The following is a 24,368-nucleotide window of genomic DNA, read 5'->3' as shown; positions in this document are numbered from 1 at the left end:
ATATATGTCAGCAGAGCTGACTAGCTTGCGGCAAGATTCGCCAGCGAATCTTAAGAAGAAAGACATTCAAATAAGAATATGGCAAAGGAAATAGTGGAATTATGAAAAAGGTAGTAAAATTTGGCGGAAGTTCATTGGCAAGTGCAGAGCAGTTTAAAAAGGTTGGAGCAATCATCACATCAGATGAGAGCCGTGTATACGTTGTTCCTTCTGCACCTGGAAAGAGATTTTCAGATGATACAAAGGTAACAGATATGCTCCTTCATGTGTATGAAACTGCGAAGGCAGGGAATGATTTCACAGAGGAAGTGAAGGCGATCAAGGCCAGATATGATGAGATCATCACAGGCCTTGAGATCAAGGATTTTTCACTTGATAAGGATTTTGAGGAGATTACAAAGCAGTTGGAGGATCTTACCAATCCGGACCCAATGTGCACACTGGACTATGTGGCATCAAGAGGAGAGTTCCTCAATGGTAAGATTATGGCTGCATATCTTGGCTTTGAGTTTATAGATGCTGCAGAGGTTATCTTTTTCAATGCAGAGGGCAATCTCAATAGCTATAAGACGGAGAAGGTACTTGGTGAGAGACTTGCCAAGACACAGCATGCGGTTGTTCCAGGATTCTATGGACTTGGCAAGGATGGCAAGGTAAAGACATTTTCCAGAGGCGGTTCAGATGTAACGGGCTCGATAGTCGCACAGGCAAGCAGAGCCGATGTATATGAGAACTGGACAGATGTCTCAGGCTTCCTTGTAGCTGACCCACGTATTGTTCCAGATCCAAAGCCGATCAAATATATTACTTACAGAGAGCTTCGTGAGCTTTCATACATGGGTGCATCAGTTCTCCATGAGGATGCGATATTCCCTGTACGCCACTGTGGTATCCCAATCAATATCCGCAACACAAATGCGCCTGAGGACGCAGGAACCTGGATAGTTGAGAGTACCTGCCAGAAGCAGGATTATGTTGTAACAGGTATTGCAGGTAAGAAGGATTTCTGCACAATATTTATTACGAAGGCTATGATGAATTCAGAGATAGGATTTGGAAGAAAGGTGCTTCAGGCATTTGAGGAGAATGATATCTCATTTGAGCATATGCCATCAGGTATTGACACGATGACTATCGTAGTTCATGCTGATGAATTCGTACACAAGGAGCAGAGAGTTATATCTGCCATCCATAGACTTGCAGAGCCGGATTCAGTTGAGATTGAGTCAGGACTTGCGCTTATAGCTGTTGTAGGCCGTGGAATGAAGTCAGCAAGTGGTACAGCAGGCAAGTTGTTCAGCGCACTTGCAAAGGAAGGCATCAACATAAAGATGATAGACCAGGGTTCATCAGAGCTGAATATCATAATCGGAGTAAAGAACAGTGATTTTGATACAGCTATAAAGGCAATATACAACACATTTATAACAGACAAGTAATAACAGATTGCTAAGCATCGTAGGGGTGGGCACGTATTAGTGCTTGCCCCTATTTTATTGGTGGCTTTCTCTGGCAAAAGGAGTGGGATGGAACTATGATAAAGGTGCTATTCATCTGCCACGGCAACATTACTAGATACTCCTATAAAGCCCATAAATAAGCCATTTCTTAGTTGAAAAAGTGCTCTACTACACACTTACTACACGTTTTTTAGAGAAATAGCTCGGTATGAATATATTAAATGGATAATTGACATCATGGTATATATGCCATATAATATTTACAAAGGAGATTATATGACAGAATTTAAACTGATAGCATATGAAAAGGAAAATGGCGAAGTTCCAGTAGAGCAGTTTCTTGGTTCTGTTAATCCTAAGATGCGAGCTAAAATATTTGGATTGCTGGGTATATTACAAGAAAAGGGAAATATGCTTAGAGAACCTTACAGTAAACATCTGGATGACGGAATATTTGAATTGCGTTGTAAATTCGGGAGTGATATTACCAGAGTCTTATATTTTTTCTATTATGAGGGAAAAATAATACTGACGAACGGATTTGTTAAAAAGACACAGAAAACTCCTAAAGAGGTGATTCAGATTGCAAAGGATAGAAGAAAAGATTTCATAGAAAGGGTTATGAAGGATGAGAACATTTGATGATATGCTTTCTAAGCAGTTAAAAGATGATGAGTTCAGAAAAGAATATGAAGCTATTCAGCCTGAGATGGATGTTATAAGAGCTATAGTAGATGCTCGTACTTCTCAGAATATGACACAGAAGGAGCTTGCAGAACGTACTGGTATTAACCAGGCAGATATCAGCAAGCTTGAGAATGGAACAAGGAATCCTTCGGTTAATTTGCTTAAAAGATTAGCGGATGGTATGGGAATGGCTCTTAAGATTGAGTTTGTACCTAAACAGAAAGCGTGATTATATGACCTCACTGGAATGTTGTCTGGTGAGGTTATTTTATTAATTAATATGGAGGATGATAAATGATAGATATTGGAATGGGAGATTGGATAAAGGATTATAATGGCTATTTGCTTATGAAATTTACCAGTAAATACCGTTATCAGCAACGATTTCTCGATGGAAAACTGTTTTTTAATACATCTGATTTTTTTGCAAGATGTGATGATGCAGGACGAAGTGACCATCATGAGGGAAATGCTATAGTTGTTAATGAATCTGAGAAATCAACGTCGTCATTAAGATATGAAATTATCAATGGTCAAGTATGCTTGATAGAAGAGGACTATACAAATAATATGTCGGAATACAGAAAGAGCAACGTGTTTAGCTACTCACCAGCTGAAAATAGAAGGAGAAAGGTTATGTCTTTTTATACCATGTATATAAATTCTGATAATGAACAGGTTTCTCCGTTTGCTGATAATATGTCTAAAGAGTTCGGTGAATATGGGATTATTATATTGGATAGGCAAGAGTTTTTTGATAGGATAGAAAAAGCACTAAAAAAACAGAATGAAATTAAAAAGGCACAGCTTGGATTTGTTGAATATCACGATATAAAACCTGGTGTTAATCATTGGCATCCATTTAAAAAAGATAAAAATAAGTTTAAGTATCAAAATGAGTTTAGAATCACATTTATAAATGATAATGATAAATGTTTTACATTAGATTTGGAGAAATCATTGAGAGATATAGCTGTCCCAATACAGGCTAAGGATATAAATGAAATATATTTTAAAGACAGAAATTTAATGTATCCAGTATATAAGAAATATATTTTGAGGAGATTTATTTATAAAATGACAGAACCTTTTGTAAAATAGAAAATATTATGATAGGTGAATGTTGAGTCGTTTCAAATTGATTTAAAGAACAGAAGAGCATTTTAGGTGAAAGGGGATTCTATGTTAGATAAGATTTATGAAATGGTAAGGAAATCCTTAAATGGAGATAAGCCATTTTTAAGAAAATTAAGAATACTTAGGTATATGGCATGCATAATAATATTGTTTATTGCATTTTGTAGTTCATATTGGAATGTATTGGAATATATAAATCTGTCATGTGCCCCATTATTAGCCGCAAAATACAGAATGTTATTACATAAAAGTGGAATAGCTATTTTCGGAATATGGATAACATACAGTCTGTTATTTCAAAATTTATATAGAAAATGTGATATTGCTTATTACATGCAATTATCGTATATAGACATTTTACTTGATTTTCTTTTTACTGTTTATTTTTTACTATATGCAGTAAATCTAGGAATAGAGTATGCAAACGGATTAGAAATACAAATTGAAGTACAAGCTATTATTGCTGTTGCATATTTAATCTATGGAGCATTGGGCACATCATATACATTGCATCGGATTAGATATGAGCATAATCAACCTATTAAATATACTGGTTATTGCGATAACGAAGGAAAGCCTATACCAATTGAAGCTAAGATTTTTTATAATGGCAAAGAATACAAAGTTGTTAAGCATGAGAAAACATATAGGCTATTACCAGATGATGAGAAGATAATAACTTCAAGATTAATGAAACTTGAAGATGCTGCGTGTGATAGAGAAGGAAGGTTGATTATATACAAATAAAGAATAGATTAATTATGGAAGGTTGAAATACACCTTCTTTTTTATACTCATTTTTAAGGATGTGGTGTCAAAAAGCATACATAAATATTGGGATGTTCCATAAAGGTATGTCCATACATTTTGGGACTGTTTAGCAGTCCTTTTTAGTGGTCTCAAAAAATACACATTTCAGGACTAAGGAAGGAGCTAATATCATGAAGAGATATGGTTGTCACAGAACAAGTACAAGAGAACAGCATTTAGACAGAGGCATCAAGGAGATTACAACCTATTGTGAGCAGAACAATCTGGAACTGGAAAAGATATTTACTGACCAGCAGACAGGAAAGAATTTTAATCATCCAAGATATCAGGTATTGAAAGAGGATGTATTAAGAGCTGGTGACGAGTTGATTATTACTGAGGTAGACAGGCTTGGCAGAAATAAGCAGGAGACATTAAAGGAATTGCAGTATTACAGGGATAATGGTATTTGTGTAAAAATACTGGAGCTTCCTACTACGCTTATGGATTTATCAAAGCTTGATAATGCTATGGCTAGGATACTGATGGAAACCATCAATAATATGTTTATAGAACTATATGCAGCTGTGGCTCAGGCAGAGATTTCCTGATTGCATGCGTTGATGGTTTAAATGGATTTCCACAGGCAATCGAGGCTGTTTATCAAAAAACAGAGATTCAGCAGTGTATCATCCATCAGATCCGTAATTCAAAGGCTGCAATGCGGATGTATCTGAACCACCGTAGGCAGAAAGCACAGAAAACGCATGGTAAAACTTCTGTGAAAACCGAAGAAAGGAGCGTAAGTTATGAGAAAAAGCGAGAAAGTCCGGGCAGAAAACCGTTCGGACTTTTCTCATATATTCCAAAATGACGGTAGAACTGTTCACAAGTGTTATGGTATAATTTGAATGCAAATTGAGCAACAAATCTGGGAAAATATAATCATCAATGTGTAAAATGTGATGGTCATGAGGAAAAAACGAGAATTACCGAAAGGGTGAGGGAGGCATTGTGCGGGAAGAGGACCAAACAACCAGTAGCCTTGGCTGTATTATTTGTTCTAATGTTTATTGGCGTATGTTTTTTTGTGAAAGCCAATCAAGCAAAGGAATTTGAGAAAAACGATTATGGGGTGTTTTTAAATGCGGATGCCTCATCTTTGGAACGATTTAAAATGTATGAAACGATTGTAATTGATGCACAGTATTTTACGAAAAGGGATATTGAATTGCTCCATCAAAATGGAACAGTCGTATATACATATCTAAATATTGGGTCGATTGAAAACTTCAGGGAGTACTATACAACCTATGCGGAACTGGCAATCGGTGAGTATGAGCACTGGGAGGAAGAAGAATGGGTAGATGTAGCAAACCCAGACTGGCAGAAGTTTATAGGACAGCTTTCTCAGGAACTATATGAAAAAGGTGTTGACGGATTCTTTATAGATAATTGTGATGTATATTATTACGATCCGCACGAGAGTATTTTTGAAGGCATTACAGCGATTCTACAAAACATAATGACGTTTGGAAAAGCGGTCATCATCAACGGTGGAGATACTTATGTGGCGGAATATAGGGAACGCTATGGGGCGATTGATCAGATTATGACAGGTGTAAATCAGGAATCAGTATGGAGCAGTATTGATTTTGATAGCGGAACTTTTGGTGAACAAACGAGCGAGACGAGAGATTATTTCTGCAAATATTTGGAAACGTGCAAGGCGGATGGGGTGGAAGTGTATCTTTGGGAATATACAACTAATCAAAAACTGATTCAAAAAATAAAAGAATACTGCAAGGAGCAAGATTTCCATTTTTATATTTCCAGTTCCCTTGAACTTAGATAATGAGTGTTGAGAAATACGAAAAAGATGAGCAAATTAAGTTTCGTCACTTCGTTCTGTCAAGGTGGCTACACCCCCTTGCGCCGCTAAAGCGGCTATCCCCTGTGGACTTGCCGTCCGCAAACAGCATAAAATGCTGTTCGCCGCCAGCAAGTTTGAAAAAGAAACATAAAGCTTTGGAGGTGCTTATTTGAATTAAAAAGTTGATAGCATTGCGAGCCGTCCGTCACATGGCGAAATCTGGCATGAATCCTAAGACATTGCAGTACCTCATGGGGCATTCGGATATTGCCGTGACACTTAATGTTTACACCCATGTTGGACTTGAGGATGCGGAGAAAGAACTTCAGAAGATGCAGGGGTTGGAAAATGCAAGAAAAGAGATGGGGATTCCGGACAAGGATGATAAGCCTTTGAAACAGAATATGTTCAAGGTGATTTGATAATAGAATATTGGTGGGAACTGGTGGCACTCAGGCATATAGCTTGGGTGCCTTTTTGACTGGTAAAAATATGCCTTGGCCGATATAATGTAAATTGAAAACAAAAAATATTTTGTTAAGGAGAGATTTGATGGGAACATGGGGAGTAGGCATTTATCAAAATGACATAAGTGCAGATGTGAAAGAAGATTATATTGCAAAACTTAAGTCGGGGAAAAGTGATGAAGTTGCTCTGAAGGAAATATTATCAGAATATCAGGAGGACATGGAGGATATCGACTGCAAATATGATTTTTATTTTGGTCTGGCAGATACGTTGTGGAAAAAGGGAAGATTGACAGAGAAAATTAAAACAATAGCACTTCAGTTGATAGAAGAAGATAGAGTATCGCAACGTTGGCAAACAGAAAGAATTAGGTATGAGAGAAGTAAGGTATTGGACAAGTTGAAAGTGCAGTTAGAAGAGACGATGCCGGAATATAAAAAAATTCCTGTTCATAAACCATATGTCTTGGGATGGGAAGAGGGAGATGTATATTTTTTTCAAATTAAAGAGAAAATAGAGAGTTATGAAAAATATCTTGGTTGGTATGCTTTGTTTTATGTGAACAAAATATATTTGAGGGATTGGAATGTAAAAGGAGTGGCTGATGAAGTAGCAGATGTATACTTTTTCTTAACTAAAGATAAACCCGAAAGTATAGATGCTCTTCGTACATCGAAAAGAGTATGCTTTCATATAGGAAAAACAGGTAATAGATACCAAATGCATATTTATGAGAGCTCGAGGAGAAATCGTCCAAAGGATTTAACTTTGCTTGGGAAGTGTGACGGAATTCATTATCCTTTAAATAATAGTAGTAAGGGAGGCCATTTTTGTTGGAGTAGAGTAGATATAAGGGAGATATTATATGGTTACGAAAATCAGTTGAAATTAGACAACGAGGATTAACATTAAAATTATAAATAATGCACACCTCCATCCGTAGTCTGCCCCCCCTTAACTGACTACGATTTGTCTACTACACAAGGCATCCGTTTGCTCCGTTTTGCATTATTTTGCAAAAAGTGTAGTTTTAGAAAATAAAAATACGATGCCCGGAAAAGTCGATAAATCAACGCAAAACACGGCAATACAGGGCATTTCAGAACAGGAGAAATTTATGATTAAAGTACTCTTCATCTGCCACGGCACTATACTAACTTCTTTGAAAAAGCCTTGATTTACGGGCAAAAATCCAATTTTTGAAAAAAGTTTACCACCTGTTTACCACTTTTGAAAGGCAGTTTTTTAGGGCTGAAAATGTACTGAAATGAGGTATATTTTAGCGTAAGATTACAGAAGTGGATTTTTTTAAAAACTGGTAACGGCAACTATTGGGGCAGCATTTGAATATCCAGTGAAAACCTTGATTCTGTGGGAAATATTTCAACGGTAATTAACGATTACCACTTATTTACCACTTGTGAAACGATGATTTTAAGAGCCCAAACTCATAATAAAATTGAGATTGGAGAATACATATGTATAAAAATTGTCGAGAGGAATTACTTGCAGTTATGCGAGCTTTTGTTATTGAAACTGGAGAAAATGAGTTTAGTAGAGCTGAAGCCATTGCAGCTATGCGTAGGAGTGGAGGTAAGTATCCGGAAGGAACTGTGAGTGCTCATCTAACATATAGATGTTGTGCGAATATTCCTACCCGGTGTTATAAACCAATGTATGATGATTATGAAAAGATTGGTAACGGCAAATATAAAGTTATAAATTGGGAAACGGAAATTAAGGAAGTGGAGCAGGATGATAAGTTCTAGTTCCTATCAAGTAAGAAGGGAATGACTGGATTAGTCATTCCCTTTCTTTTTTTGTAATGTATCATTAAACAATAGTAATCGATTTTTGGTGGTTTCTAAATCCATATTATGGTTTTCAAGTGACATATCGTCACATGCTGTTTCTTTATTTGTTGTTAAAGTAGAATTTTCCATTTGTGATTCACGGTATTGCATATAGGAAGACAAGGCTTGGCTTGTTTGATAGCCTTAGCTTTTTGTTTTTCAACAAGTGGTATAGGCATATCGATTTTGTATAAGTCGCTCGGATTCCAAACTTCTCCAGTAGACAGCATCTGGTAGATAGCGGTAAGAATCATACGAGCAATAGCGATAATGGCTCTTTTCTTGTCACGACGTTTCGCAAGAGATTCATATTTCTTTTTGCGGTAAGGAGATTTATCCGATTTCACGGCTGCATGGGCACACTGTATTAATGCAGGTTTGAGGTAAACACCGGCACGTGTTATACGGACAGATTTTTTCTTACCAGCAGATTCGTTGCTTCCTGGTGTTAAACCAGCCCAGCAACAGAGACGTTTGGAACTGGAGAATTGAGACATATCAATACTTATTTCGGAGATGATAGTGATTGCACTATCACGTTTAACACCCGGAATGGTAGAAAGAAACTGGATAGCATTTTCATAATCAGGATCAGAAGAAATCAAATTTTCTATCATAGAGTCTACATCATTGATTTCTGCTATGATATAATTCATATGTGCGCGGACGAGGCACATGCGATATTTTTGGGAATCAGTCATCTGATATCCTTCTATGGATTCAATCACAGAATCTTCTTTGGATTTGAGGCTCCTAAGAAGTTTTGAAGCGATTTCTTCGTGGTTGATAGAAGTATCCGATTGTTGAAGTAGATAATCAATAATGGATGTGGATGACTTCCCAAAGATATCGGAAACTACAGAGTCTAGTGCGACATTACAAACAGTAAGTGCATTCTGATATCGATTCTTTTCGCTGGAACGGCAGGAAATAAGTTTATAACGATATCTTGTGTATTCTCTAAGAATACGTTTTTTTTGCAAGGAATGTAACTGCCTTTTACAAGTCCAAGACGGAATAAATCTCCAATCCATTTAGAATCTTTGGTGTCATCTTTGTTGCCTTTGACAACTTTTACCCATTTAGGGTTAGCAATTACGACATTGATTTCATCCTCAAGAAGATTAAAGACAGGAACTCAGTATTTACCCGTAGATTCCATGCAGACATCATGACAATTGTTTTCTAGCAACCATTGCTTAAATTCAAGAATAAAATTGTTGAATGTAGAAAAGCGTTTCTTTTGATAAGAAGGTTCAATACCGCCAGTAGTTTTTACTATTGTGGCAACGAGAAATGATTTGTGAACATCGACACCACAACAGGTTTGATAAGTAACTTTCATAGCAAATGCTCCTTTCGTAAAAGATAAGAAGCCATTGACTGAACTGCCACACAATTTAACGAAGAAGTTAAAACAATTCTTAGTGTACGGGCTCATGGCGCCACTTATTTGTGCTTGAAAAGGCAGAACTTACACTGATTAGTATGCTGTCTAAAACGAAGAAAGTTATTACAACTCCTCCTCCCGTGCTTTGTAGTGTAGTTTCTTTTAAGTTGTTTTACATCACGGAGTAGAATTTGTAACACTTTCATTACTATTTGTGCCGCCAGCCGAAGGCGGCGGAATGGAGATTAGTATGAACATTAAGAAAAATATTATAAAAAAGTGTCCATCGGATACGCATAAGCAGTTTTTAGAGTATGCTTTTTGTTTTTTTCAAGAAAAAAACTGCAAGGCGATATTGAAAGGTTCAATTCAAAAAGATACCGCTCATAAATTTTCCGATATAGATTTGGTGTTAAAAAGGATGGATAAGGAGCTGGTGAGAGAATTTATATTTAATTTTGGAGAAGTTGTTCTAATAAGCAGAACGCAAAGACCATTGGGGATTCTGATAGTTATTTATAGTGATGGATTGTGTTTGGATTTGGATTTTAGAGATAAAATTACAAGAGAAGAGATTAATGATTGTGATGTGATTGGTGTGGCTTTTACGGATGGAGATATTGCGGAAAAGGTGGTGAGATGCACCAATATTTTAGAAGAAGAGAATACAGATGATTGGGAGAATATGCAAAGATTATTTCATCGTTCGCTTATTAAGTGGATAGGGGGAAATGAAGAGCTAGGATACAGTATTCTTCAGGAAATTTATGAATTTATTCTAAATAAGACGAGGAGTGTTGAAACTTTAAGTGGAGATTACAAAAAAAGATATTGCCTATCTTCTGAGGGAATTCAATAAGGGGTATTCACTTGACGTAAAGTATTATGGTGTTATCGAAGAATTAATAGATAATATTAGGTGAAAAAGATTCATTTTGTATTATGCTTTTGGCTTGTTTGTATAGGAGCATAGACATATTAGAGCTGAGAGGTTATACTGTTGTGATTAAAATGTTTTTTGTTAAGAATCTTGTTGGCATGTATGCTTGTAGATAATGAAGCAGCGGCGAGATAAATTAAATTGTATAATTTGATTAAGCAAGGTTAATATTCTCGAGAAATAAACTTTATTTCGTTATGGGAGAGGGTTTAGATGAATAAGATAGGTGACAATGAATTAGATGAGATATTGTCAACTCTTCAAGAAATAGAACATATAGAAATAATAAGAATTGGTACAAGAGCTATTGTGGTAAATCCAATGCGGATAACCGATGATTTGATAAATATTTTTAAAAAGTATAAGCCATTATGGATAAATACACATTTTAATCATCCTAAAGAGATAACGGCTGACGCGGTTAAGGCTTGTACTAAAATAGTTGATAGACCGAGTGACGATGTAACCCAGAATATGCTTGTAACAATTTACAAAACAGACGTTGAAACAACAGAACTACTTGAAAAGTTTGGAATTACTGTATCTAAAGATAAAATCATTGATGGAACCACACTTTTGTTGGAACCAGGACAGATGCAGACCTTGTATAGACGTGCACCTTATCTTATTTCAATGAGTGTTACGGATTTAACTCAAGTGAAATTAGAAGATATTGTCGATGATGAAGAAATTGACTTTGATAGTGAACGAAAAATACCTGTACCAGGTAATGAGCCAATTGTCGGTGTTATAGATACTCAGTTCAATGAGAAGGTATATTTTCATGAATGGGTGGAATATAAGAATATGCTTTCAAACGATATTCAGCTTGAAAAAAAGGACTATTACCATGGAACAGCTGTAACATCAATCATTGTTGATGGGCCGAAAGGTAATCCTAAGCTTGATGATGGTTGTGGTCGTTTTAGAGTTCGTCACTTTGGAGTAGCGACACAGAGTGGATTTAGTTCATTTGCTATTCTGAGGAGTATTAGAGAAATTGTGGCTAATAATCCTGATATAAAGGTTTGGAATCTTTCTTTGGGTTCGCCAGAACCTATCAAGGATAATTTTATATCACCTGAAGCAGCTGAGCTTGATCGCATTCAAAGTGAATATGACGTAATCTTTATTGTTGCAGGAACTAATACTCCAGATGGTTTAGTTCATCCTGAAATGAAAGTAGGATCACCGGCAGATTCATTAAATGCAATGGTTGTAAATTCTGTAACAATGGAAAATGAAAGTGCTTCTTATTCGAGAAGAGGACCGGTATTGTCTTTTTTCCATAAGCCTGATGTCAGCTACTACGGAGGAGATGGAAACAGGCAGGACACAAAGATTGCACTATGCATAGATAACATGGGGGCAATTTATAAAGCGGGAACTTCATTTGCAGCCCCTTGGATTACTCGAAAAATGGCATACTTGATTCATGTAATGGGATTAACAAGAGAAGTTGCAAAGGCTCTACTAATAGATTCTGCCGCAAAGTGGAGTGCGAACGGTAGAATATCTGATTCTATAGGATATGGAGTAGTTCCTAAACGAATTGAGGATGTTTTAAGCACAAGTGATGATGAAATAAAATTTTTCATCACCGGAACAACAGAGGATTATGAAACATACAATTATAATTTGCCTGTCCTGGTTGTAGATGGAAAACATCCATTTTATGCGCGTGCTGTAATGATATATTTTCCTCATTGTGACCGTAATCAGGGCGTTGACTATACTAGTACTGAAATGGATATTCATTTCGGTCGAGTTCAGCCAAACGGAAAATTGAAAACAATTGACGATAATAAGCAATCCGAAGAGGGGCAAGTTCTTTATGAAGAAGATGCACGAGAAATATATCGTAAATGGGATAATGTCAAACGTGTATGTGAAGAAATAAAGGGGCGTGCTGTTCCAAGAAAATCCTACGAATCAGGGATGTGGGGAATCAGTATTTTAACCAAAGATCGTGTGACGACAAAGAATAAAGAGGCTTTGCAGTTTGGCCTAGTTATTACTCTCAAGGAAATGTACGGTAAAAACAGAATAAATGAGTTTATTAAGAGTTGTATGGCACGTAACTGGCTTGTAACAAGACTTGATGTTCAGAATCAGGTTGATATCTATACACGGGCTGAGGAAGAAATTGAGTTTGAGTAAGGAGATAGTCATGAATACAGATAATTTGGTTGTGGCAGTTAGCTATGCACACGATAGCGATGAGTTTAATAAAAAAGTGGTGGCATTTGTAAGTTGTTTAAGAGAAAAGCATGGCTATGATGCCATAATGGATGAATATTTAAAGCAAAAGGAAACGGCAGTGGATTTTAATGAAATGATGGCTAAAATGATTCCAAATGCCAATAAGGTAATTGTATTATTGACACCAAAATATAAAGAGCGTGCTGACCAATTTATAGGAGGTGTAGGCGATGAGTATAGGATAATATTAGAAGAGATAAAAACATGTCCTAAGAAATTTATTTTTGCATCGTTTGTCCCAATTAATGATGAGGTTGTAACTAGGATTAATCCAGCTGCTTTAGGCAATAGGGAAATAGTGTATCTATCTGACGATGAGCAGTGGGATGATTTGTTTTCTAAATTGTTAGATGAACCTATTATAGATTTTCCGGATGTCGCAAATAAAAAAACAAAGCCAAGAAAGAAGAGCATTGGTTTTTGCGGGAATAAAAAGAAAACGGATTTGTTCAGGGAAACACAGATTTTGCTTTGTGAGAATAAACAAATCCTAGAACAATTTGGTCCAGATTCGTTGGTTGCAATTAATAACCCTATGTCATCAGCTATCAATACATGGAATCAGTTTAAGCAAAATATTATTATTCCCAATAATAGAAAAATAGTGGAAGCTTTTGAAAGTAATATTTCGGTTCTTTCTATGGAAGAAGTGGAAGTATACAAGAAATTTAAAATTCATGCCGAAGCTTTTGAAAGTTGTAATAAAGGAGAAATTATACGAGAGGGAACTCCAAGGTTTCCGGTAGAATTTGAGCAGATGATTAAGGGGGAGAAATAAATATGCCAGATCAATTTATAAAATTTCCAAGAGTGGAAAGTATACAGTACTTTGAGAGCGCTATGTACGGACATAATAAGGTGCTTAGATGTAAAAAAATAAGTGATAGTTATTACGAAATACAAAGAGAAGATTTACCACCAATATTTGTATTTGTATCAAATTATTATGCGCTTAGTGTATCGGATTATTATGAAATAACAAGTGAGTATCAAATAGATTGCCTTGTTACAATTTCAAATTGGAATAGGGTGACGCAAGATGCATATGAATTAGGTAGAAGAAATGGAATTGGCGTTTTTACTATGAGTGAATTTATGGGGGCTTTAAATTGTGCAAAACCAAGTGTATATATTAGGCCAATTGATAGAGAGGATAATGACAGAGCAGGCGTCGGATTTGGAAGAATCGGTTAAGGCTGATGTTTTTTTGATGGGTTCGTTTCAATATACAGAAGAAGCAAATGACATTGATTTAATTCTTATATATAGCATTGCAAATTATGATGCAATGAAACGCCTAAAAGATGTTTTGGCAGAAGCCATTTATGATACTTTTAATATTCCAGTTCATTATACAACTTTGAGTGAAAATGAATATGAGGAGATGTATGCACTTAGGCAGGAAAAACAGTGTGTATTATTTGAATATTACCATAAATGAGATATTTGATTAATACTGCCTTGACCTGCCGCCTAAGTCAGAAATGGCGTAGGCATGGTTACTGTCATTTAAAAAGAGGTGAAATAATGCCAGATATAATTAATTCCGTTAAAGAGGAATTTATAAATGAATACATAAGAAAAATAGATACTGCAATTGAAACTTATAACGCGACAATAGGTTCAAATGATGAAATATTTGATCTTGTTATTGAAATATCAAATGTTTTTGAGAATGATATACCAAATTTACAAACGAGTGTGTTGATAAGAACAGGAACGGAAATACGTGATGCAAATATTGTGAGAGCAATGCTGATAAAGTATTTGGCTGATAATGGAATTGAATATAAAGGTAAAGGAATCGAAGAAAATGTTAAGGAGAAAAGATTTTGGAATTCATTTATTCATTGGTTCGAAACAGAATTACCTGGCTTGGAATTGTTAGATGGTAAATATTTGCGGTGGGATAATTGGGATGGAGGAATGTGGTTCATAGAATTGGATTATGACCATGAATTTACTTTATATAGAGGTACAGTTTATCCAAGTTCGTTAAAGAATAATACTGGTGACTTTGTAGATATAAAGGCTTTTATAGAGATCGCATATAAGCACTGGATAATTAACACGGGAGAATGCCATTATAAATTTACTATAGAGGTTAATGATAGATTTAAAATATTCAAATTGCCATATAGGTTGCAAAATGGGATTGTAATAAAGCAAGGCTATAAATCAACTTCTCCTATTGATAAAATTATTAATTATAGAATGTTTGAACGAAAAATACAGTTTTCGGAGGAAATGATTAATAGTAAAGATATAATGGAAAAGAAAAGCGCATTAGATTTTATTATAGATGCGCTTCAATATCTAATATCAACTAAAGGAGATACTAGAAATGAACAGTATAAAGCGTTGGCTCTGAGTGTGAGCGATAATATGGATGGCAAAGTTTATGCGGTTGTGAAAAAAGAATTGGATGAATTAATGAAGTTATCCAATGAATATTTTGATGTAAGACATAATGATTATTTAAATGCTGCTAAGGAGAAAAGAGAACCATTGAATGATTCACAGTTTATAGAGTATTTATATAATCGTGCATATTCAATATTGTATCTGCTGAGATTGAAAAGTTAATACACTGATTATCATTGTTGTTAATAGCATTGAGACAAAAGAATAATTGTAAAAGGTAAAGCAATTTGAATAACTTGAGTCATAGTCCAAAACAAATTGGCATATTGACATTGGTCATATACAATGGTATTATTTCGACAATAAACAAAAAGAAAGAGCACATTGAGTGTAAGGTGAAGAAATGAGAATTAGATAGTTTAGTTTAAGTTATCACATTTAGTTTTAAGTCCTGCCGATGGCGGGCTGTTTGTGTACGCTTAAATTAGATTATCGCATCCGAATTCACTTTATACTTATCGTAGGATAAATATAGAGTTATTTTTGCGGGTCTATTTTGCGTATGCAAGATAGACCCCCTTTTGTTATGCATGTCGTGTACAATGAATGCTGTTATGTATTGAGGGCAGGCGAAGGAGGAAAATATATGGCACAAATTAATGTAAATAATCTTACCTTCGCATATGAAGGTAGTTTCGATAATGTATTTGAGAATACCTCTTTTTCTATTGATACCAACTGGAGGTTAGGTTTTGTCGGAAGAAACGGAAAGGGTAAAACAACATTTTTAAATTTGCTTCTTGGGAAATATGAATATGAAGGAAATATTAGTACCAATACGATTTTTGACTACTTTCCGTACATTGTTAATTCAGAAGAGCTGACTAAAACTGCCGGCGAGCTTATAGAATCCTGGAAGCCTGGAGTAGAAATCTGGAGGGTTATGTGTGAATTGCCGGAATTGTCTATCGATGCAGAACTTTTGTACAGACCTTTTGGTACATTAAGTTTTGGCGAAAGAACGAAGATAATGCTTGCAATATTATTCTCCGGCGGCAACGATTTCCTTTTGATAGATGAACCAACAAATCATCTTGATAAAGAAGCTAGGGAGATAGTCAAAAGTTACCTTAAGAAAAAGAAGGGATTTATCTTGGTTTCTCATGATCGTGATGTGCTTGATGCTTGTATTGACCATGTGTTGGTACTTAATCGCGCTTCAATTGAAGTTCAGACAGGTAACTTTAGCTCGTGGTGGGAGAATAAGGAAAAAGCTGATAGCAATGCACGTGTTGAGAATGAAAAGCATCTTAAAGAAATCGGAAAACTTGAGGTAGCAGCAGAAAGAGCAGGCAGATGGGCAGAGAAAAGTGAAAACACAAAGATAGGATTTGATCCCATTAAGGAGCACGACCGGTCTATAGATACTAGAGGATATATTGGTGCCAAAACCAAGAAAATGCAAAAGCGGGTGAAGGCTTACGAAGGTAGGATTGACAGAGAAATTGAAAAAAAAGAAGGACTTTTAAATGACATCGAAGAGGTGACGGACCTTAAATTAATGCCACTTAAATATCATAAAGAGCGTTTGCTGTTTGGGCGAGATTATTCGTTTAAATATAAGGATTCAGATAATAATGTATTTGATGGATTAAGTTTTGAAATTAATAATGGCGACCGCGTAGTTATTGATGGTGAAAACGGTTCCGGCAAATCAAGTCTTATTAAGGCAATTCTTGATATGAATCGTGGAATTGTTAAAGAGAATGCAAATTATGAAGGGGAAGGAATACTCGAAGTTCCTGAGAATCTAGTTATTTCATACATTAACCAAGATACATCCCATTTAAAGGGCTTTCTTAAGGATTACTGTGAATTACAGGGGCTTGATTACACGCTTTTCTTATCACTTCTTCGACAATTAGATTTTGAGAGAGTCCAGTTTGTAAAGCCGATGGAACAGTATTCAGAGGGGCAAAAGAAAAAAGTTCTGATTGCTGCAAGTTTACTCACATCAGCACACTTATATATATGGGATGAACCCCTTAATTACATTGATGTTTTTACAAGAATGCAGATAGAAAAGCTTATTGAAACTTATAGACCGACCATGCTTTTGGTAGAGCATGATGTGACTTTTAAAGAAAAAATAGCAAATAAGGTTATTAGATTATAGAAGGGAGATTGTGGCTATATGAATTACTTTATTGAAGGAATACAAGGTTCTGGAAAGACCACCATGCTTGAAAAAATGACTCAGGACAATCCTAAACTTAAAGCGTATAGAGAAGGCGACTTTTCGCCAGTTGAACTGGCGTGGTGTGCATATGTTTCGCATTCACAATATGAAATAATAATAAAGAAATATGCCAATCTTGCAGGAGAAATAAAAAAGAATACGGTGAAGGAAGGTGAAATGTATATTATTACATATACACGAATCATCACAGATATTCCTGACTTCCATAAAGAACTGGAGCAGTATGAGATATACAATGGACTAAAATCTAAGGCAGAATTTGAAGAAATTGTTTTAAGTAGATTTACTAGCTGGAGCGAGGACAATCAATTATTTGAATGCTCTATTTTTCAGAACATTATTGAGAATCAGATTTTATATTTACAGATGAATGACGATGAAATAGTGGATTTTTATAGGAGAGTAAAGGATACGCTTAAAGGTAAAAAATATAAAATCATTTATCTTTCTGTAGACAATGTCAGAGAGGCTGAAGAAATAATAAAAAAAGAGAGAAGTGATGAGGCTGGAAATGAGATGTGGTTTCCTGTTATGATAAAATATCTTGAAGGAGCACCATTCTTCAAAGCGCATGGCTATATAGGAATGGAAGGGTTAGTTAAGCATCTGGAGCACAGAGTGGATTTAGAAAGAAGAATTCTTCGAGAAGTTTTTGAGGGATATTATGAAATTATAGAAAGGAAAATAGGACTGGAGAACACAAATATATGAACGAATATAAAATTATAATATTAAGAGAAAGGCCAGAATTAGCGCCAATTGCAGCTGAGTGGTTTCATTGCAAGTGGGGCGTACCGACAGAGGCATACTTGGAATGTATGGAAGCATATTTATCAGGTAAGACAGAGAATGGATGGTGGTTATGCTTATATGGTGAAAACATAGTTGCTGGGCTTGGGGTAATAGATAATGACTTTCATGATAGAAAGGATTTGACTCCGAATGTATGCGCTGTATACACGGAAGAAGAACATCGTAAAAAGGGATTAGCCGGAAAACTGCTAAATAAAGTAGTTGATGATATGGCAAACAAAGGAGTAGCAACCTTATATTTAGTGACGGACCACATTGGTTTCTATGAACGTTATGGATGGGAATTCGTATGTATGGTTCAAGGGGATGGTGAACCGGAAAAGACAAGAATGTACATTCACAGATAGTAATATAACAACAAAAGGCAGATGGTATTAATCTGCCTTTTGTTGTAGTAAAGTCTATTTTCTTTTGCCTCTTCCATTGCCTTTTGGCACCTTAAAAGCGTCTGAATATCTTTGAAGAATATCTGTAAAGGTCTTGAATTCATGGGGATCCATTTTGGAAAAGTTGATTTTGAACATTTTACTGTACATAATCATTTGAGCCTGTGTAGCATTATCAGCCTTCTGTACCTGTTCAAAGGCATCTTCGATTTCATCAACTTCGGTTGTGTCACTTCCGGTATTGGAATCTTTTTTATGAGCTTCTTTAATATCCTTTGCAATTCCGGTGATATCGTTGCCGAGAAGATTTGCAAAATAGTCATCTTCCTTTATAGTGGCAGCTTCAAGCGTTTTCATGAAGTGGTCGCTAGTATTCGTCCCTTTTTCTTGAAGTTTTGCTCTGGTATATTCAATATATTTGTTCATGTTATGAATCTGCATAGCAGCTAGATTATCAACATAAATCTCCATATCAGACATGAAATTAGCAAAAGCAGGATTCTTAATCATTTCACAAATAAGCCTGACATTTAAATCACCGCTTTTCAGTATTTTTACAGTGGCATCATCGAGACCAAGTTCATCAACCGGAAATAGATGCTGTTCTTTATTATCTGTCATACCAAGTAGATAGTCAGTTGTTACTCCATAATACTTTGCCAAGGTAATAAGTGGTGCAATGGTTATTTCCTTCTTGGTATCATCACTTTCATAGCTGCCAAGTGCGGATTTTGATATTCCGGTAGCTTCTTCAAGTTCTACTAGGGACAGCCCTGCAGCTGTTCTTAAATCTTTTAATTTCTCTCCAAGCGTTAGCTTGCAATTCATCTATATCACTTCTTTCATTTATACTCACAAAAGGTTACCGACACATTATACAGCAGAACAACAGTTCACATCAACAAGGATTTCCATAAGCGTGGAAATTCTTATTTTTTTGCAAAAAATCCTACCTTTTGGATATACGGGATGCGGCCTCTGATTTTGAGAAAATCGCTATACAAACAAAAAAACTAAATGAGCGTTCCAAATCAATACCGATTCGGGGAAGCTAAGCGATGACCGGAAAACCGTGAGCGAGCCAAGGTCGTGATAACGGCACAGTCCAAAACAGTCCACAGGGCTAAAGAAACCAGAGGTTACCTGCCAGGAATTGAGGAGGGGAGACGACAAAAAGAAATATTAACAGGAGGAAAGATGAAGAAGCGATTTAATTAATTTTATGGAGATCAAGCGCAGTTGTTTGCTTTCTATAGAACACCAAAAGCATTTTTCCAAAGTGACGAATACAAAGATTTATCGGCGGAAGCAAAGATTCTATATGGAATTCTTTTAGACCGGGTATCTTTGTCAGCAATGAACGAATGGAAAGATGAAGCCGGCAGGGTATTTATCTACTGCACTTTAGAAAGCATACAGGAAGCGTTGGGATGTGCACATCAAAAGGCAACTAAGTTATTGCGTGAATTAGAAAAAGCGGGACTGCTTGAACGTAAGAAACAAGGGCTTGGAAAGCCGGATATTATCTATGTTATGAACTTTGCAGATAATCTGTTTTCAGCATTCAAGAGTGATGAAAATCATCATTCCGGAGAGCTGAAAATCAGCACTACAGAGTGCTTAAAATCATCAGGTAATAATACTGATAAAAATTATATTGATATTAATAATACTAATCCTATCTTATCAGCGGATGAAGATGTGGATATGGATGAGAGACGGTCATATAAACAGTATTTTGATGAACAGCTCTGTGTAGATGCTCTTTATCATGATAATCCTTATGACAGAGAAAGTATTACGGAAATAATGGAGCTTATTCTTGATACGGTCTGCTCTAAGAGAAAGACAATACGGATTGCTGGTGATGACAAGCCACTAGAGGTAGTCAAAAGCAGATTTATGAAGCTGGATTATAGCCATATATCCTATGTGTTGTCCTGTCTTAAGGAGAATTCCACACAGGTTAGAAACATTAAGCAATATCTGTTAGCTGCGCTTTACAATGCACCACTGACAATCAGTAATTATTATCAAGCAATGTATAACAATGACCATGCGAATGGGCTTGTTTAGGAGGAAATGACAAATGAAGGAATACAGAACGAAACAGATTAATTTCAGGGTTACAGAAAGTGAATATGCCCGTATCAGTGAGAGAATGCAGGAGGCAGGAGTCAACCATCCTTCTGCATATTTAAGAAAAATGGCGATGGATGGATATATCTTAAAGCTTGATTTGGGTGATTTACAGGAGATTCAAAGGCTGGCAAGAATCAATTCCAACAATATAAATCAGATTGCAAAACATGCAAATGAAACCGGAGCTGTTTATAAGAGTGATGTTGAAGAACTTACCGCAGGTCAGAAAGAAATCCAGAAACTGCTCCGTGGCATTTTTTCTGAACTGGCAAAGATTCAGTAGGAGGTAACGGTACTATGGCGGCGACGAGATTAATTCCCATGCATCTGCAAAAGAGCAGGAGTATGGGACAGTGCTTAAAGGAAAGAACTGATTATGCAAAAAATGATGAGAAGACCGAAGCCGGGCAATTTGTTTCATCTTATGAATGTGATCCCAGTACCGTGGATTTGGAATTTGAAATCACAAAGAATCAGTATGCGGTTAACACCGGAAGAAATCCAAAAGAAAAGGATGTAATTGCTTATCAGATTAGGCAATCCTTTAAGCCCGGTGAAACTACACCGGAAGAGGCAAACCAGATAGGATACGAAACGGCGATGCGATGGACGAAAGGAAAACATGCTTTTATTGTTGCAACTCATGTGGACAAGGCACATATCCATAACCACATTGTTTACAATTCCACCACACTGGATGCGCAGCATAAGTATAAGAATTTCTTCCTGTCGTCATTTTCGCTAAGGCGATTAAGTGATCTTATCTGCTTGGAACATGGCCTTTCTGTTATTCCTGAGAAGAAGCCGGGGGAGTGGCAAAACCGGACAACTTATCCGAAAAAAGAAACCAAAAGAGATGATATCCGCAATCTGATAGATTCGATTTTTGAGAGGAAAAGGCCAGATAGCTTTGATGAATTTTTAAGAGCACTTGAAGGTAACGGCTATGAAGTTAAACGGGGAAAATATATTTCTGTTAAAGGAAAAGAACAGAAGAATTTCCTGCGACTTCGCTCACTTGGAAACGGATATACAGAAAAAGATATTGAAAAGAGAATTGCCGGTGAAGTAATTGATATTGTTTCAGATGATCCAAGAAATGTGATTGCAGGGAAGAGAGCGGAGCAAAAAACGGAAAAGAAGGTAGATACCGTTCTTGATATTCAGAGCATCATTGCAAAGAATAAAGGTCCTGGATATGAGCGTTGGGCAAAGCTTCACAATATAAAGGCTATTTCCAAAACTTTGATTTTCTTAAGTGAAAAAGGCCTTGGAGATTATGAAAAGTTGAGCGAAGCAGCAAAAGAAGCAACTGATAAATTTGATTATTTATCTGCAAGACAAAAGGAAATTGAAGCACGTTTGGCCGAAATAAAAGCTCTTCGTCAGCATATTTTCAATTATTCTAAGTCGAGGAAAATCTATATGGAATATAAGACAAGGAAATTTGATGCCAACTTTTTTGAAGAACATCGAGAACCATTGACATTATATCAGGCGGCAAAAGATGCATTCAAAAAATATGATGGACCGATTCCTACAATCAGGGAACTGGATGCAGAATTTCAAAAGTTGGTTAAAGAGAAAAATCAAATCTATTCAGAATTCAAGATTGCAAGAACAGAGATGGGGGAACTTCTATCTGCAAAACAGAATGTAGAACATTTTCTTGGAGAGCAGAATCGGCTGGAGCAAGACATTCAAAAGAAGAAAGGTGATACCTCATTATAGGAGTTGATTTTGATAAAAGTGTTTTGCAGCTCCGAGCCGAAGGTGAGGTTTGGGGGGATTGGGGAATTCGTCCCCAACAAGCAAAATCGATATTCGCTAACGGATATCATTGCTTGCAATCTTTTATAAAGAACTTAATAAGAAAAAATAAATTGAGAAAAGAAAGGAATTTAAAAATGAAAGAAGTATTATTTTTGCAAGAAATAAACATGGCACCCAAAGCAATACCTGCATGTATTCCGTTAGCCTATGATGCAATAGCCAGACTGAATGGCAAACTTGCAGAAGCGGACAAAGCGTTAAAGAAATCATCACAGACGATCCCGGTATGGAAAAAATATCTGCTTACCATAGAGGAAGCAGCATCTTATTTTGGCATAGGTGAGAAGAGGCTAAGACAGCTTGCAGCAGAAAATGCCGGAGCGGAATATATTATGGAGATTGGAACTCAGATTAGAATAAAAAGACCTGAGTTTGAAACATATTTAAGCACAGCGTATGTAGTATGACAACAGAAAATATAATGACACAAACGGCAAATGTCGTGACACTAAGGACCTCCTATGGTAGAATTACAATCACGGGATGGTCCTTTCTTATTTACTTGGAAAATAGAAAGGAGACCGAATATGAGCGAAAAGAGAAGAGATAACAGAGGACGTATTTTACACACAGGAGAGGTTCAGCTTTCCACCGGACAGTACAGATATAAGTATGTAGATAATTATGGGGATGAGCGTTATTGTTACAGTTGGCGACTTGACCATAATGACAGAATGCTGGTGGGAAAGAAACATACAGAATCTCTCAGAGAAATGGAAAAGAAAATCGAAGCAGATCAGTTTGATCACATTGTTGTAAACGGAGGCAAACTTAATGTGCTTGAACTTGTAGAAAAGTATATTTCGGTAAAGAACGGAGTAAGACCTACTACAATGGCTGGATATGGAACAGTAATTAATCTTCTTAAGAAGGATCCGTTTGGCAGAAAGAGAATTGATACTGTGAAAATCTCAGATGCAAAGGCATGGCTTATTAAGCTTCAGCAGAAGGATGGAAAGAGTTACAGCTCCATTCATACAATTCGTGGAGTGCTTCGACCTGCATTTCAGTTAGCAGTTGACGATGATTTGATTCGCAAAAATCCATTTGGATTTCAGCTTGTTGATGTGGTTATCAATGACAGCATCAAAAGAGAAGCCATCAGCAGAGAGGAAGAACGAAAGTTTATGAAGTTTATAAAAGAAGATGCACATTACTGTCGATATTATGACGGAATGTATATTCTTTTTAAGACGGGACTTCGAATCTCTGAGTTTTGCGGTTTAACTTTGTCAGACATTGATTTCAAGAATCACAGAATTAATGTAGATCATCAGCTGCAGAAAAAGGGGAAGCATGGATACTATATTGAGGAAACCAAGACTGACAGCGGAACAAGAGTATTGCCGATGTCAGCGGATGTAGAGGAATGCTTTAAGCGTATTATTGAGAATCGTAATCCTCCGAAGATTGAGCCGATGGTGGATGGCAGAAGTGGTTTCTTATTTTTTGATAAGGATGGAAGCATTTCTTATTCGCTTCATTGGGAGCATTATTTCAAGCATGCTCTTGATAAATACAATGGCATCTATAAGGTGCAGCTTCCGACCATTACTTCGCATGTATGCCGTCATACCTATTGTACAAACATGGCTAAGTCCGGAATGAATCCTAAGGCTTTACAGTACCTTATGGGGCACTCTGATATAAGTGTGACACTTAATGTTTATACCCATGTTAAGTTTGAGGATGCCAAGGCTGAGATTGAAAGAATTGCAAATGTCTAATCCATTTACCGTGTAAAATACCG

At 36.3% G+C, this 24,368-nt stretch carries 25 protein-coding genes and 2 pseudogenes; 25 read left to right on the top strand and 2 right to left on the bottom strand.

Going from position 1 to position 24,368, the window contains the following annotated elements; genetic code table 11:
• The first annotated feature begins 101 nt into the window (after window positions 1-101).
• The 11 genes and pseudogenes from ABUA34_RS03660 (at window position 102) to ABUA34_RS03610 (ending at window position 8,144) form a co-directional block, all read left to right on the top strand.
• The gene (locus ABUA34_RS03660) at window positions 102-1,439 is read left to right on the top strand and encodes an aspartate kinase (RefSeq protein WP_055280443.1); all 1,338 of its coding nucleotides are present in this window, start codon (window positions 102-104) and stop codon (window positions 1,437-1,439) included.
• 297 nt (window positions 1,440-1,736) lie between these two features.
• Entirely contained in the window at window positions 1,737-2,102 is a 366-nt protein-coding gene (locus tag ABUA34_RS03655; RefSeq protein ID WP_349822851.1) for a type II toxin-antitoxin system RelE/ParE family toxin, read from the top strand.
• Window positions 2,089-2,376: a helix-turn-helix domain-containing protein gene (locus ABUA34_RS03650; RefSeq protein WP_022263216.1), complete on the top strand. Its 288-nt coding sequence runs from the start codon at window positions 2,089-2,091 to the stop codon at window positions 2,374-2,376. Before ABUA34_RS03655 ends, ABUA34_RS03650 begins: the two co-directional genes overlap by 14 nt.
• 65 nt (window positions 2,377-2,441) lie before the next feature.
• Complete coding sequence (locus ABUA34_RS03645; RefSeq protein ID WP_349822850.1) at window positions 2,442-3,248, top strand: hypothetical protein; 807 nt, start codon at window positions 2,442-2,444, stop codon at window positions 3,246-3,248.
• An 81-nt stretch (window positions 3,249-3,329) separates the two neighbouring features.
• Entirely contained in the window at window positions 3,330-4,031 is a 702-nt protein-coding gene (locus tag ABUA34_RS03640) for a hypothetical protein (protein WP_349822849.1), read from the top strand.
• 194 nt (window positions 4,032-4,225) lie between these two features.
• Window positions 4,226-4,645 (top strand): recombinase family protein, encoded by a 420-nt coding sequence (locus ABUA34_RS03635; protein ID WP_349822848.1) that lies wholly within the window; start codon window positions 4,226-4,228, stop codon window positions 4,643-4,645.
• Window positions 4,633-4,746 (top strand): annotated as a pseudogene (locus ABUA34_RS03630) (transposase); the annotation flags it as partial. The gene ABUA34_RS03635 and the pseudogene ABUA34_RS03630, both read left to right, overlap by 13 nt.
• A gap of 333 nt (window positions 4,747-5,079) precedes the next feature.
• A complete protein-coding gene (locus tag ABUA34_RS03625) occupies window positions 5,080-5,889 on the top strand; it encodes an endo alpha-1,4 polygalactosaminidase (protein WP_349822847.1) in 810 nt (269 codons plus the stop codon).
• Window positions 5,890-6,116: 227 nt separating this feature from the next.
• Window positions 6,117-6,329, top strand: coding sequence for a tyrosine-type recombinase/integrase (locus tag ABUA34_RS03620; protein ID WP_349822846.1), 213 nt, complete (start codon window positions 6,117-6,119; stop codon window positions 6,327-6,329).
• Window positions 6,330-6,459: 130 nt separating this feature from the next.
• Window positions 6,460-7,281, top strand: coding sequence for a hypothetical protein (locus ABUA34_RS03615; RefSeq protein WP_349822845.1), 822 nt, complete (start codon window positions 6,460-6,462; stop codon window positions 7,279-7,281).
• Window positions 7,282-7,853: 572 nt separating this feature from the next.
• The gene (locus ABUA34_RS03610; RefSeq protein WP_118669776.1) at window positions 7,854-8,144 is read left to right on the top strand and encodes a DUF7669 domain-containing protein; all 291 of its coding nucleotides are present in this window, start codon (window positions 7,854-7,856) and stop codon (window positions 8,142-8,144) included.
• Between the two features lie 155 nt (window positions 8,145-8,299).
• On the opposite strand, the pseudogene ABUA34_RS03605 reads toward ABUA34_RS03610, so the two are convergent.
• Window positions 8,300-9,573: pseudogene (locus tag ABUA34_RS03605) on the bottom strand (IS110 family RNA-guided transposase).
• A gap of 295 nt (window positions 9,574-9,868) precedes the next feature.
• On the opposite strand from ABUA34_RS03605, the gene ABUA34_RS03600 reads away from it, so the two are divergent.
• The 9 genes from ABUA34_RS03600 to ABUA34_RS03560 all read left to right on the top strand — a co-directional run bounded on the left by ABUA34_RS03600 (window position 9,869) and on the right by ABUA34_RS03560 (window position 18,604).
• A complete protein-coding gene (locus ABUA34_RS03600; RefSeq protein WP_349822844.1) occupies window positions 9,869-10,477 on the top strand; it encodes a hypothetical protein in 609 nt (202 codons plus the stop codon).
• Window positions 10,478-10,771: 294 nt separating this feature from the next.
• A complete protein-coding gene (locus ABUA34_RS03595; RefSeq protein ID WP_349822843.1) occupies window positions 10,772-12,718 on the top strand; it encodes a S8 family serine peptidase in 1,947 nt (648 codons plus the stop codon).
• A gap of 10 nt (window positions 12,719-12,728) precedes the next feature.
• Window positions 12,729-13,598 (top strand): TIR domain-containing protein, encoded by an 870-nt coding sequence (locus tag ABUA34_RS03590; protein ID WP_182439181.1) that lies wholly within the window; start codon window positions 12,729-12,731, stop codon window positions 13,596-13,598.
• Between the two features lie 2 nt (window positions 13,599-13,600).
• Window positions 13,601-14,014 carry a hypothetical protein gene (locus ABUA34_RS03585; RefSeq protein ID WP_349115487.1) on the top strand — a complete coding sequence of 138 codons (414 nt, stop codon included), beginning with the start codon at window positions 13,601-13,603 and terminating at the stop codon, window positions 14,012-14,014.
• Window positions 13,998-14,261, top strand: coding sequence for a hypothetical protein (locus ABUA34_RS03580; protein ID WP_118669781.1), 264 nt, complete (start codon window positions 13,998-14,000; stop codon window positions 14,259-14,261). Before ABUA34_RS03585 ends, ABUA34_RS03580 begins: the two co-directional genes overlap by 17 nt.
• Before the next feature lie 86 nt (window positions 14,262-14,347).
• Window positions 14,348-15,406 carry a hypothetical protein gene (locus ABUA34_RS03575; RefSeq protein ID WP_349822842.1) on the top strand — a complete coding sequence of 353 codons (1,059 nt, stop codon included), beginning with the start codon at window positions 14,348-14,350 and terminating at the stop codon, window positions 15,404-15,406.
• 424 nt (window positions 15,407-15,830) lie between these two features.
• A complete protein-coding gene (abc-f, locus tag ABUA34_RS03570) occupies window positions 15,831-17,360 on the top strand; it encodes a ribosomal protection-like ABC-F family protein (RefSeq protein ID WP_118669643.1) in 1,530 nt (509 codons plus the stop codon).
• An 18-nt stretch (window positions 17,361-17,378) separates the two neighbouring features.
• On the top strand, window positions 17,379-18,155 hold the full coding sequence (locus tag ABUA34_RS03565; protein WP_118669644.1) for a P-loop NTPase family protein: 777 nt from the start codon (window positions 17,379-17,381) through the stop codon (window positions 18,153-18,155).
• A complete protein-coding gene (locus ABUA34_RS03560; RefSeq protein ID WP_118669645.1) occupies window positions 18,152-18,604 on the top strand; it encodes a GNAT family N-acetyltransferase in 453 nt (150 codons plus the stop codon). Before ABUA34_RS03565 ends, ABUA34_RS03560 begins: the two co-directional genes overlap by 4 nt.
• A gap of 54 nt (window positions 18,605-18,658) precedes the next feature.
• Here ABUA34_RS03560 and ABUA34_RS03555 read toward each other — a convergent pair whose 3' ends face one another.
• Window positions 18,659-19,471: a helix-turn-helix domain-containing protein gene (locus tag ABUA34_RS03555; protein WP_118669646.1), complete on the bottom strand. Its 813-nt coding sequence runs from the start codon at window positions 19,469-19,471 to the stop codon at window positions 18,659-18,661.
• A 411-nt stretch (window positions 19,472-19,882) separates the two neighbouring features.
• Here ABUA34_RS03555 and ABUA34_RS03550 point away from each other — a divergent pair, with 411 nt between their 5' ends.
• The 5 genes from ABUA34_RS03550 to ABUA34_RS03530 all read left to right on the top strand — a co-directional run bounded on the left by ABUA34_RS03550 (window position 19,883) and on the right by ABUA34_RS03530 (window position 24,345).
• Window positions 19,883-20,719 carry a DUF6017 domain-containing protein gene (locus ABUA34_RS03550; RefSeq protein ID WP_243102804.1) on the top strand — a complete coding sequence of 279 codons (837 nt, stop codon included), beginning with the start codon at window positions 19,883-19,885 and terminating at the stop codon, window positions 20,717-20,719.
• A gap of 13 nt (window positions 20,720-20,732) precedes the next feature.
• Window positions 20,733-21,068 (top strand): plasmid mobilization protein, encoded by a 336-nt coding sequence (locus ABUA34_RS03545; protein WP_118669647.1) that lies wholly within the window; start codon window positions 20,733-20,735, stop codon window positions 21,066-21,068.
• A gap of 14 nt (window positions 21,069-21,082) precedes the next feature.
• Window positions 21,083-22,516 (top strand): relaxase/mobilization nuclease domain-containing protein, encoded by a 1,434-nt coding sequence (locus tag ABUA34_RS03540; RefSeq protein WP_349822841.1) that lies wholly within the window; start codon window positions 21,083-21,085, stop codon window positions 22,514-22,516.
• Window positions 22,517-22,692: 176 nt separating this feature from the next.
• Window positions 22,693-23,025 (top strand): excisionase, encoded by a 333-nt coding sequence (locus tag ABUA34_RS03535; RefSeq protein ID WP_444108083.1) that lies wholly within the window; start codon window positions 22,693-22,695, stop codon window positions 23,023-23,025.
• Between the two features lie 120 nt (window positions 23,026-23,145).
• Window positions 23,146-24,345, top strand: coding sequence for a site-specific integrase (locus tag ABUA34_RS03530; protein WP_118669649.1), 1,200 nt, complete (start codon window positions 23,146-23,148; stop codon window positions 24,343-24,345).
• The last annotated feature ends 23 nt before the right edge of the window (window positions 24,346-24,368 follow it).

This window comes from Coprococcus sp. RTP21428st1_C9_RTP21428_210409 (genome assembly GCF_040227395.1).
Lineage (GTDB): Bacteria > Bacillota > Clostridia > Lachnospirales > Lachnospiraceae > Coprococcus > Coprococcus aceti.
Note: the sequence above shows the minus strand (reverse complement) of the source record. Positions and strands in the feature narration are given on the sequence as shown.

Excerpts from the sequence above, each read along its gene's own strand:
- ABUA34_RS03595 (WP_349822843.1), top strand. The coding sequence starts at position 10,772 with ATGAATAAGATAGGTGACAATGAATTAGATGAGATATTGTCAACTCTT.
- ABUA34_RS03545 (WP_118669647.1), top strand. The coding sequence starts at position 20,733 with ATGAAGGAATACAGAACGAAACAGATTAATTTCAGGGTTACAGAAAGT.
- ABUA34_RS03655 (WP_349822851.1), top strand. The coding sequence starts at position 1,737 with ATGACAGAATTTAAACTGATAGCATATGAAAAGGAAAATGGCGAAGTT.
- ABUA34_RS03615 (WP_349822845.1), top strand. The coding sequence starts at position 6,460 with ATGGGAACATGGGGAGTAGGCATTTATCAAAATGACATAAGTGCAGAT.
- ABUA34_RS03620 (WP_349822846.1), top strand. The coding sequence starts at position 6,117 with ATGGCGAAATCTGGCATGAATCCTAAGACATTGCAGTACCTCATGGGG.
- ABUA34_RS03555 (WP_118669646.1), bottom strand. The coding sequence starts at position 19,471 with ATGAATTGCAAGCTAACGCTTGGAGAGAAATTAAAAGATTTAAGAACA.
- ABUA34_RS03590 (WP_182439181.1), top strand. The coding sequence starts at position 12,729 with ATGAATACAGATAATTTGGTTGTGGCAGTTAGCTATGCACACGATAGC.
- ABUA34_RS03530 (WP_118669649.1), top strand. The coding sequence starts at position 23,146 with ATGAGCGAAAAGAGAAGAGATAACAGAGGACGTATTTTACACACAGGA.
- ABUA34_RS03640 (WP_349822849.1), top strand. The coding sequence starts at position 3,330 with ATGTTAGATAAGATTTATGAAATGGTAAGGAAATCCTTAAATGGAGAT.
- abc-f (WP_118669643.1), top strand. The coding sequence starts at position 15,831 with ATGGCACAAATTAATGTAAATAATCTTACCTTCGCATATGAAGGTAGT.
- ABUA34_RS03600 (WP_349822844.1), top strand. The coding sequence starts at position 9,869 with ATGAACATTAAGAAAAATATTATAAAAAAGTGTCCATCGGATACGCAT.
- ABUA34_RS03535 (WP_444108083.1), top strand. The coding sequence starts at position 22,693 with ATGAAAGAAGTATTATTTTTGCAAGAAATAAACATGGCACCCAAAGCA.
- ABUA34_RS03575 (WP_349822842.1), top strand. The coding sequence starts at position 14,348 with ATGCCAGATATAATTAATTCCGTTAAAGAGGAATTTATAAATGAATAC.
- ABUA34_RS03540 (WP_349822841.1), top strand. The coding sequence starts at position 21,083 with ATGGCGGCGACGAGATTAATTCCCATGCATCTGCAAAAGAGCAGGAGT.
- ABUA34_RS03560 (WP_118669645.1), top strand. The coding sequence starts at position 18,152 with ATGAACGAATATAAAATTATAATATTAAGAGAAAGGCCAGAATTAGCG.
- ABUA34_RS03660 (WP_055280443.1), top strand. The coding sequence starts at position 102 with ATGAAAAAGGTAGTAAAATTTGGCGGAAGTTCATTGGCAAGTGCAGAG.
- ABUA34_RS03650 (WP_022263216.1), top strand. The coding sequence starts at position 2,089 with ATGAGAACATTTGATGATATGCTTTCTAAGCAGTTAAAAGATGATGAG.
- ABUA34_RS03610 (WP_118669776.1), top strand. The coding sequence starts at position 7,854 with ATGTATAAAAATTGTCGAGAGGAATTACTTGCAGTTATGCGAGCTTTT.
- ABUA34_RS03585 (WP_349115487.1), top strand. The coding sequence starts at position 13,601 with ATGCCAGATCAATTTATAAAATTTCCAAGAGTGGAAAGTATACAGTAC.
- ABUA34_RS03635 (WP_349822848.1), top strand. The coding sequence starts at position 4,226 with ATGAAGAGATATGGTTGTCACAGAACAAGTACAAGAGAACAGCATTTA.
- ABUA34_RS03645 (WP_349822850.1), top strand. The coding sequence starts at position 2,442 with ATGATAGATATTGGAATGGGAGATTGGATAAAGGATTATAATGGCTAT.
- ABUA34_RS03565 (WP_118669644.1), top strand. The coding sequence starts at position 17,379 with ATGAATTACTTTATTGAAGGAATACAAGGTTCTGGAAAGACCACCATG.